The organism is Pseudomonas sp. Y5-11 (assembly GCF_022368695.1).
GTDB classification, from domain to species: Bacteria; Pseudomonadota; Gammaproteobacteria; order Pseudomonadales; family Pseudomonadaceae; genus Aquipseudomonas; species Aquipseudomonas parakoreensis.
The window spans coordinates 1,389,701-1,405,912 of the sequence record NZ_CP058974.1 but is presented as its reverse complement, the minus strand read 5'-3'; the positions used below and the strand labels follow the sequence as shown (position 1 = coordinate 1,405,912).

Genomic DNA, 16,212 nt, shown 5'->3' with positions numbered 1-16,212 from the left:
TTGTATACAACCTGATCGACAATCTATTCTTTGGTTGTGCGCAACCCCATCAGCCCTGATTGATGGTCTTGGCGATGGTGTCGACCGTGGCGCTGACTTGCTCTTGGTAACGGTCGAGTTCCTGCTGGTGCTGCTTCTTCATTTCGATCTGCTGCGAGCACAGGTTCATCGCTGCCAGCACCAGCAAACGGTCACCGATCAGCGTCGGGTATTTGCGTTTGGTGTCGGCCAGAGCGGCCTTGAGCATCAGTGCGGCGTCCAGCAGGGTCTGTTCTTCCCCGGCCGGTGCCTTGATCGAATAGTCCTCCCCGAGAATGGAGATGACTTTTACCCCTGCGGTGCCGTGGTTCATGCGCTGACAGGACCTGCGTTGACGCGATCAACCAGGGCCTGGATGCGTGCTGCCGTGGCGCCGTGCTTCTCTTCCTGTTCCATCAGGCTCAGTTGCAGGCTTTCGTTTTCATCCTTGGCCTGGGCCAGTTCCGTGGACAGGGTCTGGTTGGTTTGCGCGAGGGTCTGGTTCTGTTGCACCAGGTCGCTGACGAGCTGTTCCAATTGGCTGAGGGATGCTTCCAACATTTTGATCTTCCAAGCGTTTTTCAAAGGGCGCGTACGATAAAGAAAAGTCACTGCGGATGCCAGGGTTATACCGGCGCAAGGCCTTGATTTTCCTGGCGGCCGACCGTTCTCGCGAGTTTAAAAGACTGTGATCTGCCGATCTGGTTCCTGCACTTCGTCGCTCAGCCCCCTATGCGACAAATACGCACAGCGCCTCAAGACTTTAGTCGTATGACCGATAAGTCATCCATACAGCAGTCTCAGCCCGCATGGATGCGGCCCTTTCTGGTATCCGCGCCATGTCCCTTCGCAATATGAATATCGCCCCCCGGGCGTTCACCGGCTTCGCCCTGATCGGCGGCCTGATGCTGATTCTCGGCGTGTTCGCCCTGAATCAGATGAGCAAAATCCGCGGCGCTGCCGAGGACATCACTAACAGCAGCGTGCCGAGCATCAAGAACCTCGACGAGTTCACGCAGCTAACCTTGCGCCTGCGGGTGCTGTCGTATCGCTTGCTGGTCAATCGCGAGCCGGACGTGCAGCAGAAGACCATGGAACTGCTGGACACCCGCAACCAGCAGATCCGCGCCGCCCAATCGGCCTATGAGCCGTTAATCAGCGGCCCGCAGGAACGCGCAGCCTACGATCAATATGTGCAGCTGCTGGGCCAGTACCGGCAGATCGAAGACCGGATGAAGAGCCTGTCGCGCAACAATCAGGTGGACGAGTTGCGCAACCTGCTCAACACCGAGTTGCTGAACAACTCCGAAGCGATGAACACCGTGCTCAACCGCCTGATGCAGATCAACGGCGAGCAGATCAGCCAGACCAATCAAGAGGCGGTCGACCAGTATTCCTCGGCGTTCAATCTGGTGGTCACCCTGCTGGTCGTGGCCACCGGCCTGACCTTCCTGTTCGCCTGGCTGCTGACCATCAGCATCACCAAGCCGATTTCCAAAGCGCTGGACGCGGCGGAAACCATTGCCGAAGGCAACCTGACCCAGCCGATCCACGTCGACGGCAGCGACGAAGCCGGGCGTCTGCTGGCGGCCATGGCCAAGATGCAATCGAAGCTGCGCGACACCTTGCAGCGCATCTCCGGCTCGGCCACCCAGCTGGCTTCCGCTGCCGAAGAGCTGAACAGCGTCACCGACGAAAGCGCCCGTGGCCTGACCCAGCAGAACAACGAAATCGAACAGGCCGCGACCGCCGTCAACGAGATGACCAGCGCCGTGGAAGAAGTCGCGCGCAATGCGGTGAGCACTTCGGAAGCCTCGAAGAACGCCACCACTTCGGCGGGCGACGGCCGTGATCTGGTACAGGAAACCGTCAGCGCCATCGAACGCATGAGCGCCGATGTACAGAGCACTGCGACCCTGATCGGCGATCTGGCGAATGAATCCCGTGACATCGGCAAGGTGCTGGACGTGATTCGTGGTCTGGCGGATCAGACCAACCTGCTGGCCCTGAACGCGGCGATTGAAGCGGCGCGTGCCGGTGAAGCCGGGCGCGGTTTTGCCGTGGTGGCGGACGAAGTGCGTGCGCTGGCGCATCGCACCCAGCAGTCGACCAGCGAAATCGAACGCATGATCGGCAGCATCCAGAGCGGCACCGAACACGCCGTGGACTCGATGCGCAACAGCACCGAGCGCGCCGAATCGACGCTGAACATCGCGCGGGGTGCCGGGATGTCGCTGGACACCATCAATACCGCGATCGTCGAGATCAACGAGCGCAATCTGGTGATCGCCAGCGCTGCTGAAGAGCAGGCGCAAGTGGCCCGCGAAGTGGATCGCAACCTGGTGAACATCCGCGACCTGTCGGTGCAATCGGCGACCGGCGCGAATCAGACCAGTGCGGCGAGCAACGAGCTGTCGCGCCTGGCGCTGGACCTGAACAACATGGTCGGGCGGTTCAGCCTGTAACGTTTAAAAAGCAAAAAGATCGCAGCCTTCGGCAGCTCCTACATGGGATTGATTCACACCCTGTAGGAGCTGCCGCAGGCTGCGATCTTTTGATCTTGAAAAAAGCTTTTTGACAGCATCACATTTCAACAGGTTAGAATCGCTGGCACGCAGACTGCATGGTCAGTTTGTGCCCGTCTTTACGCTTCTGGAGTACTGCCTTTGAATGCGACGACCATCAACAGCCTGTTCTTGATCGGCGCGTTGCTGGTAGGTGCGAGCATTCTTGTCAGCTCACTGTCCTCCCGTCTCGGCATTCCCATTCTGGTGATCATCCTCGCGGTCGGCATGACCGCCGGGGTCGATGGCGGCGGGATCATTTTCGATAACTACCCGACGGCCTATCTGGTCGGCAACCTCGCACTGGCGGTAATCCTCCTCGACGGCGGCTTGCGCACCCGGGTTTCGAGTTTCCGTGTGGCCTTGTGGCCGGCGCTGTCGCTGGCGACGGTCGGGGTGTTGATTACCACCGGACTGACCGGCATGGCCGCCGCGTGGCTGTTCGACCTGAACCTGATTCAGGGCCTGCTGATCGGCGCCATCGTCGGCTCCACGGACGCCGCTGCGGTGTTCTCGCTGCTCGGCGGCAAAGGCCTCAACGAACGGGTGACCGCCAGCCTGGAAATCGAATCCGGCAGCAACGACCCGATGGCGGTGTTCCTCACCGTGACCCTGATCGACATGCTCGCCAGCGGCCAGACCGGCCTGCACTGGAGCCTGCTGACGCACCTGATCCGCGAGTTCGGCATCGGCGGCGTGATCGGTCTGGGCGGCGGCTGGCTGATGCTGCAACTGGTCAACCGGATCAACCTCGCCACCGGCCTGTACCCGATTCTGGTGATCGCCGGCGGTCTGGTGGTGTTCGCCCTGACCAACGCCCTGCACGGCAGCGGCTTCCTCGCGGTGTACCTGTGCGGTCTGGTGATCGGCAACCGCCCGGTGCGCAGCCGTCACGGCATCCTGCATATGCTCGACGGCATGGCCTGGCTGGCGCAGATCGGCATGTTCCTGGTGCTGGGGCTGCTGGTCACCCCGCACGATCTGCTGCCGATCGCCCTGCCCGCCCTCGGTCTGGCGCTGTGGATGATTCTGTTCGCCCGGCCGCTGTCGGTGATCGTCGGCCTGCTGCCGTTCAAGGCGTTCCATGGTCGCGAGAAAGCGTTTATTTCCTGGGTCGGTCTGCGCGGCGCGGTACCGATCATTCTCGCAGTGTTCCCGTTGATGGCCGGGCTGCCGAATGCGCAGCTGTACTTCAACCTCGCGTTCTTCATCGTGCTGGTGTCGCTGCTGGTGCAGGGCACAAGCCTGCCGTGGGTCGCCAGACTGCTCAAGGTGACAGTGCCGCCGGAGCCGGCGCCGATCTCGCGTTCGGCGCTGGAAGTGCACATCACCAGCGAGTGGGAACTGTTCGTTTACAAGCTCGGCGCCGAGAAATGGTGCATTGGTTCACCGCTGCGCGAACTGAAAATGCCCGAAGGCACACGTATCGCCGCGCTGTTTCGTGGCCAGCAACTGCTCCATCCGTCGGGTAGTACCGTGCTGGAAGTCGATGATTTGCTGTGTGTTATCGGCCATGAACACAACCTTCCAGCCCTCGGCAAACTGTTCAGCCAGGCACCGCAACGCGGTCTGGATCTGCGTTTCTTCGGTGACTTCGTCCTCGAAGGAGACGCCCAGCTTAAAGCGGTTGCAGCGCTGTACGGGTTGCCGGCCGAGGGCATTGATCCGGACATGACCCTGGGCGCGTTCATTGCCCAAAAGGTTGGCGGTGCGCCGATCGTTGGCGACCAGGTGGAGTGGAACAACACCCACTGGACGGTCGCGGTCATGGACGGGAACAAGATCGGCAAAGTGGGCGTCAGATTCCCCGAAGGAAGTCGCCCGGGTCCCGGTCTCTTCCTCTAAACTGCGTCCACTCTCACTTGCTTGACCGGTCTCTATGCCTACCCTGCGCTCTTTCTTTTTCGCGGCCCTGCTGGGCCTGAGTCTTTCCGTCGGCCCGCTGTATGCCGCTGAACCGCCGTCCAGCGAAGCCGTGCAGGCCAGCCTGGACAAACTGGCCGACAGCAAACTGCCGGATGCCGACAAAAAGACCCTGCAAACGGTCCTGCAAACCACGCTCAATCAGCTCAACAGCCGGCGTGATTACGAGCAGAAGCTGATCGACCTCAAGCAGCAACTGGCCTCCGCCCCGCGGCAGACCATCGAGAACACCCGCGAACTCACGCGCCTCAAGGCCACGGCAGTGGTGCCGGTGGCGCAGCGTTTCAGCAAAGAGTCGATTCAGCAGCTGGAGCAGATCCTCACCGATCGCTCGACCCAGCAAAGTGATCTGCAAAAAGCCCTGGCCGATGCCAACAGCCTGATCATCACCGCCCAGACTCGCCCAGAGCGTGCGCAGGCAGAAATCTCTGCCAGCCAGACGCGCATCCAGCAGATCAACAACATCCTCAAGTCCGGCAAGGACAGCGGCAAGACCGTCAGTGCCGAACAACGCGATCAATTGAACGCCGAGCTCGCCGCGTTGAACGCGCTGATCCCGCTGCGCCGCCAGGAACTGGCCGGCAACAGCCAGTTGCAGGATCTGGGCAACAGTCAGCACGACCTGCTCACGGAGAAGTCCGACCGACTCGATCGCGAGATCCAGGAACTGCAGACGCTGATCAACCAGAAGCGTCTGGCACAGTCGCAGGAAACCGTCACCCAGCAATCGATCGAGGCTCAGAAGGCCGGCGGCAGCAGCCTGCTCGCCACTGAAAGCGCCGCCAACCTCAAGCTTTCCGATTACCTGCTCAAAAGCACCGACCGCCTCAACGAAGTCACCCAACAGAACCTGCAGACCAAACAGCAACTCGACAGCCTGACCCAGAGCGACTCGGCCCTCGACGAGCAGATCAACGTGCTCAAGGGCAGCCTGCTGCTGTCGAAGATTCTCTATAAGCAGAAGCAGGCGTTGCCGCGGCTCAAGGTCGACCGCGATCTGGCGGACCAGATCGCCGACATTCGCCTGTATCAGTTCGAAGTCAGTCAGCAGCGCGAACTGCTGAGCAACCCGGCGACCTACGTCGACAACCTGCTTTCCACCCAGCCGCCGGAACAAGTCACCCCGCAACTGCGCAAGAGCCTGATGGAACTGGCCAACACCCGCGCCGACCTGCTGGAACGTCTGAACCGCGAGTTGAGCGCGGTGCTCAACGAATCGATCACCCTGCAACTCAACCAGAAACAACTGCTGAGCACCGCGCAGAGCCTGCGTGCGACCCTCGACGAGCAAATGTTCTGGATCCCCAGCAACAAGCCACTGGACGCGGAATGGCTACGCGGCGTGCCGGAGCGGCTCAAGCGGCAGATCGATACCCTGCCGCTGGCCTCGAGCCTGAGCGAGCTGACCGACGGTCTGACCCAGCGTCCGCTGCTGTTCCTGCCGCTGGCCCTGCTGATTGGCGCTCTGCTGTGGCGACGCAAGGCGCTGTACGCGCGGCTGAACAAGGTTCACCAGGACATCGGCCACTTCAAGCGTGACAGCCAATGGCATACCCCGCAGGCGATCCTGATCAACATTCTGCTGGCGATGCCGGTGGCCCTTGGCCTGGCGCTGTGCGGGCTGGCCCTGCAGATCGACGCCCGCGGGCAGAACGCCAACATGGGCGCGGCGCTGCTGCAAATGGGTCAGGCGTGGCTGGTGTTCTACACCGCTTACCGGATTCTCTCGCCAGGCGGTGTGGCTGAGCTGCATTTCCGCTGGGACAAGCCGCAGGTCGAGTTCCTGCAGGGCTGGATCCGTCGCCTCGGGCTGGTGGTGATGGCGCTGGTGACCGTGGTGGCGGTGGCCGAGCTGCAACCGGCGGCGCTGGCCGACGACGTCATCGGCATGCCGGTGGTGCTGACCTGCTACGCGCTGATGGCGTGGCTGCTCAGCCGCCTGCTGATCAGCAGCCCGGCCCACGAAAACACCTCCTTGTTCCGCAAGGCCGTGGGCGTGATGTTCACTCTGTTGCCAATCGCGCTGTTCGTCGCGGTGTGCTTCGGCTACTACTACACTGCGCTGAAACTCAGCGACCGGTTGATCAACACCCTGTACCTGCTGATGTTCTGGCTGGTGATCGAAGCCACGTTCGTGCGCGGTCTGGCGGTCGCTGCACGCCGCCTGGCCTATCAGCGCGCCCTGGCCAAACGTCAGGCGGCCAAAGAGGCCGGCGACGGCGAAGCGGTGATCGAAGAGCCGACCCTGGACATCGAGAAGGTCAACGAACAGTCCCTGCGCCTGATCCGTCTGGCGCTGCTCGGTGGCTTCATCGCCGCGTTGTACTGGGTCTGGGCCGATCTGATCTCGGTGTTCTCGTACCTCGACAACATCACCCTCTACGAATACACCAGCGGCACCGGCGCCAACATGAGCATGGTGCCGATCAGCATCGGCGACATGCTCGGCGCGCTGATCATCATCGGCATCACCTTCGCCCTGGCGCGCAACTTGCCGGGTCTGCTCGAAGTGTTCGTGCTGTCGAAACTCAATCTGGCGCAGGGCAGCGCTTATGCGACCACGACGCTGCTGTCCTACGTGATCGCCGGCGTCGGTTTCGTTTCCACGCTGTCGACCCTCGGCGTCAGCTGGGACAAGTTGCAGTGGCTGGTGGCGGCGCTGTCGGTCGGTCTCGGTTTCGGTATGCAGGAGATCTTCGCCAACTTCATCTCCGGCATCATGATCCTGTTCGAACGCCCGGTGCGAATCGGTGACACCATCACCATCGGCAACCTGTCGGGCACGGTCAGCAAGATCCGCATCCGCGCCACCACCATCACCGATTTCGACCGCAAGGACATCATTGTCCCGAACAAGACGTTCATTACCGGGCAATTGATCAACTGGTCGCTGACCGACACCATCACCCGCGTCACGCTGAAACTCGGCGTGGATTACGGCTCCGATCTGGATCTGGTCAAGGAACTGCTGCTCAAGGCTGCCCGGGAAAACCCGCGCGTCCTCAAGGAACCCGAGCCGCACGTTTACTTCCTCAATTTCGGCGAAAGCACCCTCGATCACGAACTGCGCATGCACGTACGTGACCTCGGTGACCGCAACCCGGTGATCGATGAAGTGAACCGCTTCATCAACCGCGAATTCAAGAAGCAGCACATCAACATCTCGTTCCGCCAGATGGAGGTGTACCTGAAAAACCTTCATGGCCAGGAATACAAGCTGGTACCCATCGAAGACGAGAACAAAACCATCGTCCCGATCGGCGCGGAGCAAAAGCCGCTGCAAGAGCCGCCGCCGGCCAAACTCGACTAACCGGTCTGATCCCAGCAGAATGCTCGGACATTCTGCTGGAGCCGGCCCTTGAAAGCCCTCGACGAACTGACCTTCGACAATCGCTTCGCCCGCCTCGGCGACGCGTTCTCCGCCCATGTGCTGCCCGAGCCGATCGACAACCCGCGTCTGGTCGTCGCCAGCCCGGCGGCGCTGGCCCTGCTCGATCTCGAGCCGACGACGGCGGACACTCAGGAATTTGCCGAACTGTTCGGCGGCCACACGTTGTGGGCCAATGCCGAGCCGCGGGCGATGGTCTATTCCGGGCACCAGTTTGGCGGCTACACGCCACAACTGGGCGATGGTCGCGGGCTGTTGCTCGGCGAGGTGTATAACCAGGCCGGCGAACATTGGGATCTGCACCTGAAGGGCGCCGGGCAGACGCCGTTTTCGCGCATGGGCGATGGTCGGGCGGTGCTGCGTTCATCGATCCGTGAATTTCTCGCTTCCGAAGCGCTGCACGCGCTGAACATCCCGACTTCACGCGCGGCCTGCGTGATCGGCTCCGACACTCCGGTGTGGCGCGAAAAGCAGGAACGCGCGGCGATGGTGCTGCGTCTGGCGCCAAGCCATATCCGTTTCGGCCACTTCGAATATTTCTATTACACCAAGCGTCCCGAGCAGCAGAAGCAGCTCGGCGAGCATGTATTGGCGATGCACTACCCCGAATGCCTGGAGCAGCCGGAGCCGTATCTGGCGATGTTCCGCGAAATTGTCGAGCGTAATGCCGAACTGATTGCCAAATGGCAGGCGTACGGCTTCTGCCACGGGGTGATGAACACCGACAACATGTCGATCCTCGGCATCACCTTCGACTTCGGCCCGTTCGCCTTCCTCGACGATTTCAATGCCCACTTCATCTGCAACCATTCCGATGATCAGGGTCGCTACTCGTTCAGCAATCAAGTGCCGATCGGCCAGTGGAACCTCAGCGCCCTGGCCCAGGCGCTGACGCCGTTCATCAGCGTCGAAGCCCTGCGCGAAACCCTCGGCCTGTACCTGCCGCTGTTTCAGGCGCACTACCTCGACCTGATGCGCCGCCGCCTCGGCTTCACCAGCGCCGAAGATGACGACCAGAAATTGCTCGAAGACCTGCTGCAATTGATGCAGAACAGCGGCGTCGACTACAGCTTGTTCTTCCGCCGCCTCGGCGAAGATTCAGCAGAACAGGCTGTCGCCCAATTGCGCGATGACTTCGTCGATATCAAAGGCTTCGACGCCTGGGGCGAACGCTACGTGGCACGGGTTGCCCGCGATGGCGACAGCGATCAGGAACAGCGCCGCACACGGATGCACGCGGTCAATCCGCTGTACATCCTGCGCAACTACCTGGCGCAAAAAGCCATCGATGCCGCCGAACAAGGCGACTACTCCGAGGTGCGCCGGCTGCATGCGGTGCTGAGCAAACCGTTCGACCAGCAACCGGGGATGGAGGCGTATGCCGAGCGGCCGCCGGAGTGGGGCAAGCATCTGGAGATCAGTTGTTCGTCTTGAGGCAGACTAGATGAATACGTCTACAGGCACCTTGAAGTAGTCGGCCAGCCAGCGAACTTGCCGCAAGTTCAACTTGCGCTTGCCGTTCAGAATTTCCGAAACAACAGATTGAGTACCCACACCCGGCAGGTCGCTCTGAGTCAGTCCATGTTCGCGCATCAGGTAGCCAAGGACCTCTTCGCCGCTCGCCTCGGCCATCGGATGGTGTGTGCGATCCCACTCCCCAATCCAGTCACTGATGATGTCCACCAGACTCGCGAGCGGATGCGAGCCATCATCACCGGTTATCTCAAGGATCTCGTCAACGGCCTGAACCAAGACGTCGTAATCCTCTTCATTTTTCGGTTTTCGCAGCAACGGAGAGACAAACTCCCAGTGCTCGGCAACTGTCTTGATCAAACTACTCATACCTTTCCCTCCTTCCATTTGCCCCGATCGTATTCGCGGTGGTCGAGCACATGCTTGATGTAGAGCCTTTGTGACCGATAACTGACAAAAGCGATTAGCCTCAATTTGTTGCCACCAATGTCGAAAACGTGGAGATCACCCACCTTGTCGGTGGCAGGAAATATCGACTTCATTGCCGCGAAGTCCTTTGGATAACTCCTGCTTGCCAGACGAAACCATTGCGCTAGCGCGCTTGCTGCCTGTGGCCACTGCTCCTTGGCCTCACGAATGGGTTTTTCACTGAACACATGCATGCAACATCCTTATCGCATTCTGCTATGGGGAGTTAATCACAAAACAAAATTATCGCAACTTGCGATACACCCAGGCAGACCAACGGTCTGCCTCGGTACGACTCAGCCTAGATCCAACATTGACATCCGCATGATTGAAAATATGAGCAAACGTCTCCAACTAGGGTTTATCGCCCCTCACTGGACCTCGCTCATGACCACCCAATTGCTGATCCCCTGCCCCGCCTGCAATGGCCTCAACCGCATCCCCGCCGAACGCCTCGCCGACCAGCCAAAATGCGGGCGCTGCAAGTCCGAGGTGCTACTGAGCAAGCCGTTCGAACTCAAGCAAGGTGACTACGCCAGCCAGATCAAGGGTGATCTGCCGTTGTTAGTGGATGTGTGGGCGGACTGGTGCGGGCCGTGCAAATCGTTTGCGCCGGTATTCGAGCAGGCGGCGGCGCAGTTGGCGGGCAAGTGCCGGTTGGCCAAGCTCGACAGCGAAGCCAATCAGCAGTTGTCGGCGCAGTTGGGGATTCGTTCGATTCCGAGTTTGATTCTGTTCAAGAACGGCCGGGAAGTGGCGCGTCAGAGCGGGGCGTTTCCGTTGCCGCAGTTGCTGGCGTGGCTGCGTAGCCAGGGCATCTGACCCTCCACAGGACCCCATGTGGGAGCGAGCCTGCTCGCAAAGGCGCCCGTTCAGTCAACCGAGATGTTGAACGTGCTGGCCGCTTCGCGAGCAGGCTCGCTCCCACAGGAAAATCAGTGATCTTCGAGCAGGTTGTGCAGTTCAACGAATTGCTGCGTCAGTTTGTGCCGTGGGTCGAGGTGGATCAGCGGGGTGCTGGCCTGGTGCGACTCGCGCATGCGCACCGAGCTGTTCAGATACACCGGCAGCACCGGCAAGCCCTCGGCAATCAACTCATCGAGAATCTGCTGCGGCAGGCTGGCCCGGGCCTGGAACTGGTTGACCACGATGCCTTCGACTTCCAGGCCGTCGTTGTGGTCCTCCTTCAACTCTTCGATTTCCGCCAGCAGCCCGTACAGCGCCTGACGCGAGAAGCTGTCGCAATCGAACGGAATCAATACCCGATCGGCGGCGATCAGCGCCGACACCGCATAGAAGTTCAGCGCTGGCGGCGTATCGAGATAAATCCGGTCGTATTCGCCGTCCAGCTCATCGAGCAATTTGCGCAGCTTGTTGATCTTGTGCTTGGCCTCGAGCTTGGGCTGCAGATCGGCCAGTTCAGCGGTGGCGGTGATGATGTGCAGGTTGTCGAACGGGGTTTCGTAGATGTCGGCCTGATTTTTCTTCGAAAACGGTCCGGAAGACAGGGTCTGTTTGAAGAAGTCGGCAATGCCCATGGGAATGTCATCGCCAGTGAGCCCGGTCAGATACTGAGTGGAGTTGGCCTGGGCATCGAGGTCGACCAACAGCGTGCGATAGCCCTCGCTGGCACTCACTGCCGCCAGATTGCAGGCAATGCTGGATTTGCCCACACCACCTTTCTGATTGAACACCACGCGCCGCATGACAAAACCTCCGTGTATCAAAGAATGACCGAGTGTAGTTGCCTGTGCGTGCGCTTCGCTACCTTCAACGACGCGGACTACAGAGTCAGGTGCAAAAATCAGCGGGCACAGAGGGCAAAAACCTGCCGTGTGCGCTGACAGGCCCGACAGACAAATCCGGCACGGTCCGGATAATGGCCAAGTGACAGCTTTTCTGCGGACCACTCGGTACATTTTGCTGCGCAAAACGTAACCAACATTTGCTACACACTCGTCGCACCGGGATAATGCGCGCCACCCGGCGCCAAGCGCCACATCAGGTCAGCCGCGGCTTTGGCGACTCAAAGCGTCATATAAAAGCCCGCAGGGGCGGGATGAACATCCGTGATCAACTTCAACATCGCCCAATGGCGCGCATGGGCCCCGGGGCTCGACAGCGTGGACGCGTGGCAGGCCTGGAGCCGACAACCGGTCGTACTCCCGGACAGCGATGCCGCACCCGATGTGTCGTTTCTGCCCGCCATGCAGCGCCGGCGCCTCAGCCGTCTGGCGCGGATGGCGTTCAGTGTCGGCTGGCCATTGGCCGACGGACGGGAAAACCTGCCGCTGGTGTTTGTTTCACGACACGGCGAAACCCCGCGCACCTTCGAGATTCTCAGTGACCTGGCCAAGGACGAGCCGTTGTCGCCGACGCAGTTCAGCCTGTCGGTGCACAACGCGATCATCGGTCTGTGGTCGATCATGCGCGGCGAAACCAGCGAAATGACGGCCCTTGCGGCCGCGGGCGATGGCCTGGAACATGGCATTCTCGAAGCGGCCGCCCTGCTCGATGAAGGCGCTCCGGCGGTGCTGCTGATCATCACCGAAGAACAGCCGCCCCAAGCCTATTCGCAGTGGATCGACGACGTGCCGTTCCCTTATGCGGTCGGTTTGCTGCTCACCCCCGGTACCGGCTGGCGGCTGACCCTGAACAGCGGCCAGGAAGCAGTGTCCAAAGCGCACTGGCCACACGCACTGAACCTGTTGCGAACCCTGCTCGGTCAGCAAACCCATTGCCAACATGCCTGGAAAAATCGTGTATGGACCTGGCAACGCAACCCGTGACCGAGAAAAACCGCGACGCCTACTACTGGCGCCTCCTGGCCACTGCCGCAAGTTTCGCGCTGTTCGGGCTGGGCGGGTTGTGCCTGCGCCTGCTGGTGTTTCCGCTGCTCGGTTGCCTGCCCGGCGATGCCTTGCAACATCGTCAGCGCGCACGGCAGACCGTCAGTCGGCTGTTCTGGTTTTTCGTCCGTTTCATGGCCCGCACCGGCGTGCTGACCTATGACATTCAAGGGGCGGAACGTCTCGGTCGCCCAGGGCAAATGATCATCGCCAACCACCCTTCGCTGATCGACGTGGTGTTCCTGATCGGCCTGGTGCGCCAGGCCAATTGCGTGGTGAAAAAAAGCCTGTGGGAAAACCCGTTCACCCGTGGCCCGCTGCGCCGCACCGAATACATCAGCAATGACGGCAGCATGGACATGCTCGACGCCGCGGCCGAGTCCCTGCAAAACGGCCAGACCCTGATCATTTTCCCCGAAGGCACGCGCACACAGCCCGGTCAGGCGCCCGCCTTTCATCGGGGGGCGGCGGCGATTGCCCTGCGCGGTGCGAAAATCCTTACGCCAGTGGTCATCAAGGTCAATCCGACCACCTTGACCAAGGCCGAACCCTGGTATCGGATCCCCCACCGCCGCGTGCACTTCAGTTTTCGTGTCGGAGCCGATATAGACCCACAGACTTTCGCCACGCAAGGCCCGGCACCGCAGGCCTCGCGCAAGCTCAACGATTATTTGCACTCTTACTTCATTAAGGAGCTCGCCGAAGATGAGCGATCTGAATAACCCTGGCCTGGTGCGCGACATCAAACGGCTGATCATCGATGCCCTGGGCCTCGAAGACATCAGCGTCGACGATATCGGTGACGAACAGACACTGTTCGGCGAAGGCCTGGGTCTGGATTCTGTCGACGCGCTGGAACTGGGTCTGGCGATCCAGAAAAAATACGGCATCAAGATCGACGCCGACGCCAAAGACACCCGTAACCACTTCACCAACGTGGCGAGCCTTGCGGCATTCGTCACGGCAAAACAGGCAGCTTGAGACCGGACCATGCAAACTCGTGACGACATTTTCAACACCCTGCGCGATGCCTTGGTCGAGCTGTTCGAACTGGATCCGGGGCGCATCAGCCTGGAGTCCAACCTGTATCAGGATCTGGAGATCGACAGCATCGACGCGGTCGATCTGATCGATCACATCAAACGCCAGACCGGCAAGAAAATCGCCGCCGAGGAATTCAAGTCGGTGCGCACTGTCGGTGACGTGGTCGAGGCGGTCTACCGTCTGGTTCAACCGGCCGCATGAGCCGATTGATCGGCCTCGGCCTGCTGCTGGCGGGGCTGCTGTACCCCTTTGCGGTGTATTTCGGCATGGAGCACTTCGCCCCGTGGCAGTTCGGGCTGCTGCTGGGTAGCCTGTGGCTGGCGCGGGCCCTGACTGGCGAGCGCAAGCCAGGCAGTCTGTGGATGGCCTGCGTGGCGATTGTGTTCTGCGTGCTGCTGGCGCTGTTTGACAGTCCGCTGTTGCTGCGCTGGTACCCGGTGCTGATCAGCGGCTTCATGCTGGTGCTGTTCAGCCTGAGCCTGAAATGGGGCCCGCCGATGGTCGAGCGCCTGGCACGACTGCGCGAGCCGCAACTGCCGCCCGAGGCGATCCGCTACACGCGTCAGGTCACCGTGGCCTGGAGCGTGTTTTTCTTCTGCAACGGTTTGTGCGCCGCGCTCCTGACCCTGTGGGCGCCGCTGCATTGGTGGATGTTGTACACCGGCCTGATCTCCTACGGATTGATCGGCCTGATGTTTGCCATTGAATGGCTGATACGACAACGGGTAAGAGGCCGTAAATGAACTGGATAAAACTTGAGCAACTGTTGCTCAAGGCCCTGCCGGGGCGAGCGATCACCGACACCCCGGCCCTCGACCATGCGCAACTGCGCGAGCAGGCGCTAAGCATTGCCGCCGGCCTGCAAGCACGCGGCGTGCAGCGCGTGGCGGTGCATCTGGAAGATGCCGCCGACCTCGCCATCGCCCTGCTCGGGGCCTGGCGCGCCGGCGTCAGCGTCCTGTTGCCCGCGGACCTGCAAGCGCAGACCCGCCAGCGCTGGTCGAGTGAAGTCGATCTGTGGCTTAGCGATCACTCCGATGATTCACACCTGAGCGATCTGTTGCAGCCTGCCCTGCCTGGCGTCGAACTGGATCTCGACCAGTGCCGCCTGAGCCTGTGCACCTCCGGCTCCAGCGGTGAGCCCAAGCGCATCGACAAGACTCTGCGCCAACTGGCCAACGAGGTCGAAGCCCTGGAACAGTTGTGGGGGGCGAATCTGGGTGAAGCCTGGATCATCGGCAGTGTCGCCACTCAGCACATCTACGGCTTGTTGTTCCGCGTGCTGTGGCCGCTGTGCGCCGGGCGGCCGTTCGTGCGCAGGCAACTGGCGTTCCCGGAAGATCTGCAACGCGCCAGCCGCGAACATCCGGCCTTCGCCTGGGTCGGCAGCCCGGCGCTGCTCAAGCGCATGGGCGACAACCTCGACTGGCCGGCGCTGAGTGCCGTGCGCCGGGTGTTTTCCTCCGGCGGCGCATTACCCGCAGACGCGGCGCAAAGCCTGCAGCAACGCTTGCAACAGTGGCCGACCGAAATCCTCGGCAGCTCGGAAACCGGCGGCATCGCCTGGCGCCAAGGCGCCAGCCTGTGGCAGCCCTTCGCCGGGGTTGAACTGAGCCAGGACAGCGACGGCGCCCTGCTGATCGCTTCCCCCTATTTGCCGGCGGGGCATGTCGAACACACCGCCGACGCTGCGTGCATCGCTGCCGACGGGCGTTTCGAGCTGCTCGGGCGGCTGGACCGTATCGTCAAACTCGAAGAGAAGCGCATTTCGCTGCCGATGCTGGAACAGGCACTGGTCGCCCATGACTGGGTCGCCGAAGCACGGCTGGGCGTGGTTCAAGAAAGCCGCGCGGTACTTGGCGCCCTGCTGGTGCTCAGCGACGCGGGCCTGTTTGCCTTGCGTGAACACGGCCGCCGCAGCCTGACCGAAGCCCTGCGCAAGCACCTGAGCCAGCATTGCGAAGCGCTGGCCTTGCCCCGACGCTGGCGCCTGGTGCGGCAACTGCCGCTGAACAGCCAGGGCAAGCTGCCCCAGGCCGACATCGAAGCACGGTTGCTGGCGCCACGGCCGAAAGCCCCAGAAGTGCTGGAACAGGTCGAAACCGACGGCGAGTGGAGCCTGCAATTGAGTGTGCCACCGGATCTGGCCTACTTCAGCGGTCACTTCCCCAAAGCCCCGGTGTTGCCCGGCGTGGTGCAGGTCGAATGGGCACTGAACCTCGGCCGACAACTGCTGAACCTGCCCGATAAATTTACCGGCATGGAAGTGCTGAAATTCCAGCAACTGGTGCGCCCGGGCGATGAAGTCCAACTGCACCTGCGCTTCGATCCCGAGCGCGGCAAGCTGTATTTCGCCTACCGCAATGACACCGCGACCTGCTCCAGCGGACGTATCCTGCTAGGAGCCGCCGATGCATAACCTGTGGCGAGGGAGCTTGCTCCCGTTGGGCTGCGCAGCGGCCCCAAATCCGGTTCACGCAAAACT

General features: G+C 61.3%; 16 protein-coding genes. 11 read left to right on the top strand and 5 right to left on the bottom strand.

What is annotated here, in order from left to right; all coding sequences use genetic code 11:
• Positions 1-49 precede the first annotated feature (49 nt).
• Positions 50-352: a cell division protein ZapA gene (locus HXW87_RS06270; protein WP_007967308.1), complete on the bottom strand. Its 303-nt coding sequence runs from the start codon at positions 350-352 to the stop codon at positions 50-52.
• Positions 349-579, bottom strand: coding sequence for a hypothetical protein (locus HXW87_RS06265; RefSeq protein WP_007967306.1), 231 nt, complete (start codon positions 577-579; stop codon positions 349-351). The genes HXW87_RS06270 and HXW87_RS06265 overlap by 4 nt, the downstream gene beginning before the upstream one ends.
• A 278-nt stretch (positions 580-857) precedes the next feature.
• Here HXW87_RS06265 and HXW87_RS06260 point away from each other — a divergent pair, with 278 nt between their 5' ends.
• The 4 genes from HXW87_RS06260 (at position 858) to HXW87_RS06245 (ending at position 9,327) form a co-directional block, all read left to right on the top strand.
• On the top strand, positions 858-2,483 hold the full coding sequence (locus tag HXW87_RS06260; RefSeq protein ID WP_047290923.1) for a methyl-accepting chemotaxis protein: 1,626 nt from the start codon (positions 858-860) through the stop codon (positions 2,481-2,483).
• Between the two features lie 201 nt (positions 2,484-2,684).
• Positions 2,685-4,427 carry a potassium/proton antiporter gene (locus tag HXW87_RS06255; RefSeq protein ID WP_041074130.1) on the top strand — a complete coding sequence of 581 codons (1,743 nt, stop codon included), beginning with the start codon at positions 2,685-2,687 and terminating at the stop codon, positions 4,425-4,427.
• 34 nt (positions 4,428-4,461) lie between these two features.
• A complete protein-coding gene (mscK, locus tag HXW87_RS06250) occupies positions 4,462-7,815 on the top strand; it encodes a mechanosensitive channel MscK (protein WP_047290922.1) in 3,354 nt (1,117 codons plus the stop codon).
• A gap of 48 nt (positions 7,816-7,863) precedes the next feature.
• A complete protein-coding gene (locus HXW87_RS06245) occupies positions 7,864-9,327 on the top strand; it encodes a YdiU family protein (protein ID WP_239778591.1) in 1,464 nt (487 codons plus the stop codon).
• Between the two features lie 6 nt (positions 9,328-9,333).
• On the opposite strand, the gene HXW87_RS06240 is transcribed toward HXW87_RS06245, so the two are convergent.
• A complete protein-coding gene (locus HXW87_RS06240; RefSeq protein ID WP_047290920.1) occupies positions 9,334-9,735 on the bottom strand; it encodes a transcriptional regulator in 402 nt (133 codons plus the stop codon).
• Positions 9,732-10,028, bottom strand: coding sequence for a type II toxin-antitoxin system HigB family toxin (locus HXW87_RS06235; protein ID WP_047290919.1), 297 nt, complete (start codon positions 10,026-10,028; stop codon positions 9,732-9,734). Before HXW87_RS06235 ends, HXW87_RS06240 begins: the two co-directional genes overlap by 4 nt.
• A 193-nt stretch (positions 10,029-10,221) precedes the next feature.
• Here HXW87_RS06235 and trxC point away from each other — a divergent pair, with 193 nt between their 5' ends.
• The gene (gene trxC, locus HXW87_RS06230; protein ID WP_131670944.1) at positions 10,222-10,656 is read left to right on the top strand and encodes a thioredoxin TrxC; all 435 of its coding nucleotides are present in this window, start codon (positions 10,222-10,224) and stop codon (positions 10,654-10,656) included.
• Positions 10,657-10,769: 113 nt separating this feature from the next.
• Here trxC and HXW87_RS06225 read toward each other — a convergent pair whose 3' ends face one another.
• Complete coding sequence (locus tag HXW87_RS06225; protein WP_041074859.1) at positions 10,770-11,540, bottom strand: ParA family protein; 771 nt, start codon at positions 11,538-11,540, stop codon at positions 10,770-10,772.
• Positions 11,541-11,903: 363 nt separating this feature from the next.
• Here HXW87_RS06225 and HXW87_RS06220 point away from each other — a divergent pair, with 363 nt between their 5' ends.
• Genes HXW87_RS06220 through HXW87_RS06195 form a run of 6 tightly spaced genes read left to right on the top strand, consistent with a single transcriptional unit; the run spans position 11,904 to position 16,146 of the window.
• Positions 11,904-12,623 carry a beta-ketoacyl synthase chain length factor gene (locus HXW87_RS06220; RefSeq protein ID WP_047290917.1) on the top strand — a complete coding sequence of 240 codons (720 nt, stop codon included), beginning with the start codon at positions 11,904-11,906 and terminating at the stop codon, positions 12,621-12,623.
• Positions 12,599-13,405, top strand: coding sequence for a lysophospholipid acyltransferase family protein (locus HXW87_RS06215; protein WP_047290916.1), 807 nt, complete (start codon positions 12,599-12,601; stop codon positions 13,403-13,405). Before HXW87_RS06220 ends, HXW87_RS06215 begins: the two co-directional genes overlap by 25 nt.
• Complete coding sequence (locus HXW87_RS06210; protein ID WP_041074865.1) at positions 13,389-13,664, top strand: phosphopantetheine-binding protein; 276 nt, start codon at positions 13,389-13,391, stop codon at positions 13,662-13,664. Before HXW87_RS06215 ends, HXW87_RS06210 begins: the two co-directional genes overlap by 17 nt.
• A 9-nt stretch (positions 13,665-13,673) precedes the next feature.
• Positions 13,674-13,928 carry an acyl carrier protein gene (locus HXW87_RS06205; RefSeq protein WP_041074867.1) on the top strand — a complete coding sequence of 85 codons (255 nt, stop codon included), beginning with the start codon at positions 13,674-13,676 and terminating at the stop codon, positions 13,926-13,928.
• The gene (locus HXW87_RS06200) at positions 13,925-14,470 is read left to right on the top strand and encodes a hypothetical protein (RefSeq protein ID WP_131670942.1); all 546 of its coding nucleotides are present in this window, start codon (positions 13,925-13,927) and stop codon (positions 14,468-14,470) included. Before HXW87_RS06205 ends, HXW87_RS06200 begins: the two co-directional genes overlap by 4 nt.
• Positions 14,467-16,146: an acyl-CoA synthetase family protein gene (locus HXW87_RS06195; protein WP_239778590.1), complete on the top strand. Its 1,680-nt coding sequence runs from the start codon at positions 14,467-14,469 to the stop codon at positions 16,144-16,146. The genes HXW87_RS06200 and HXW87_RS06195 overlap by 4 nt, the downstream gene beginning before the upstream one ends.
• The last annotated feature ends 66 nt before the right edge of the window (positions 16,147-16,212 follow it).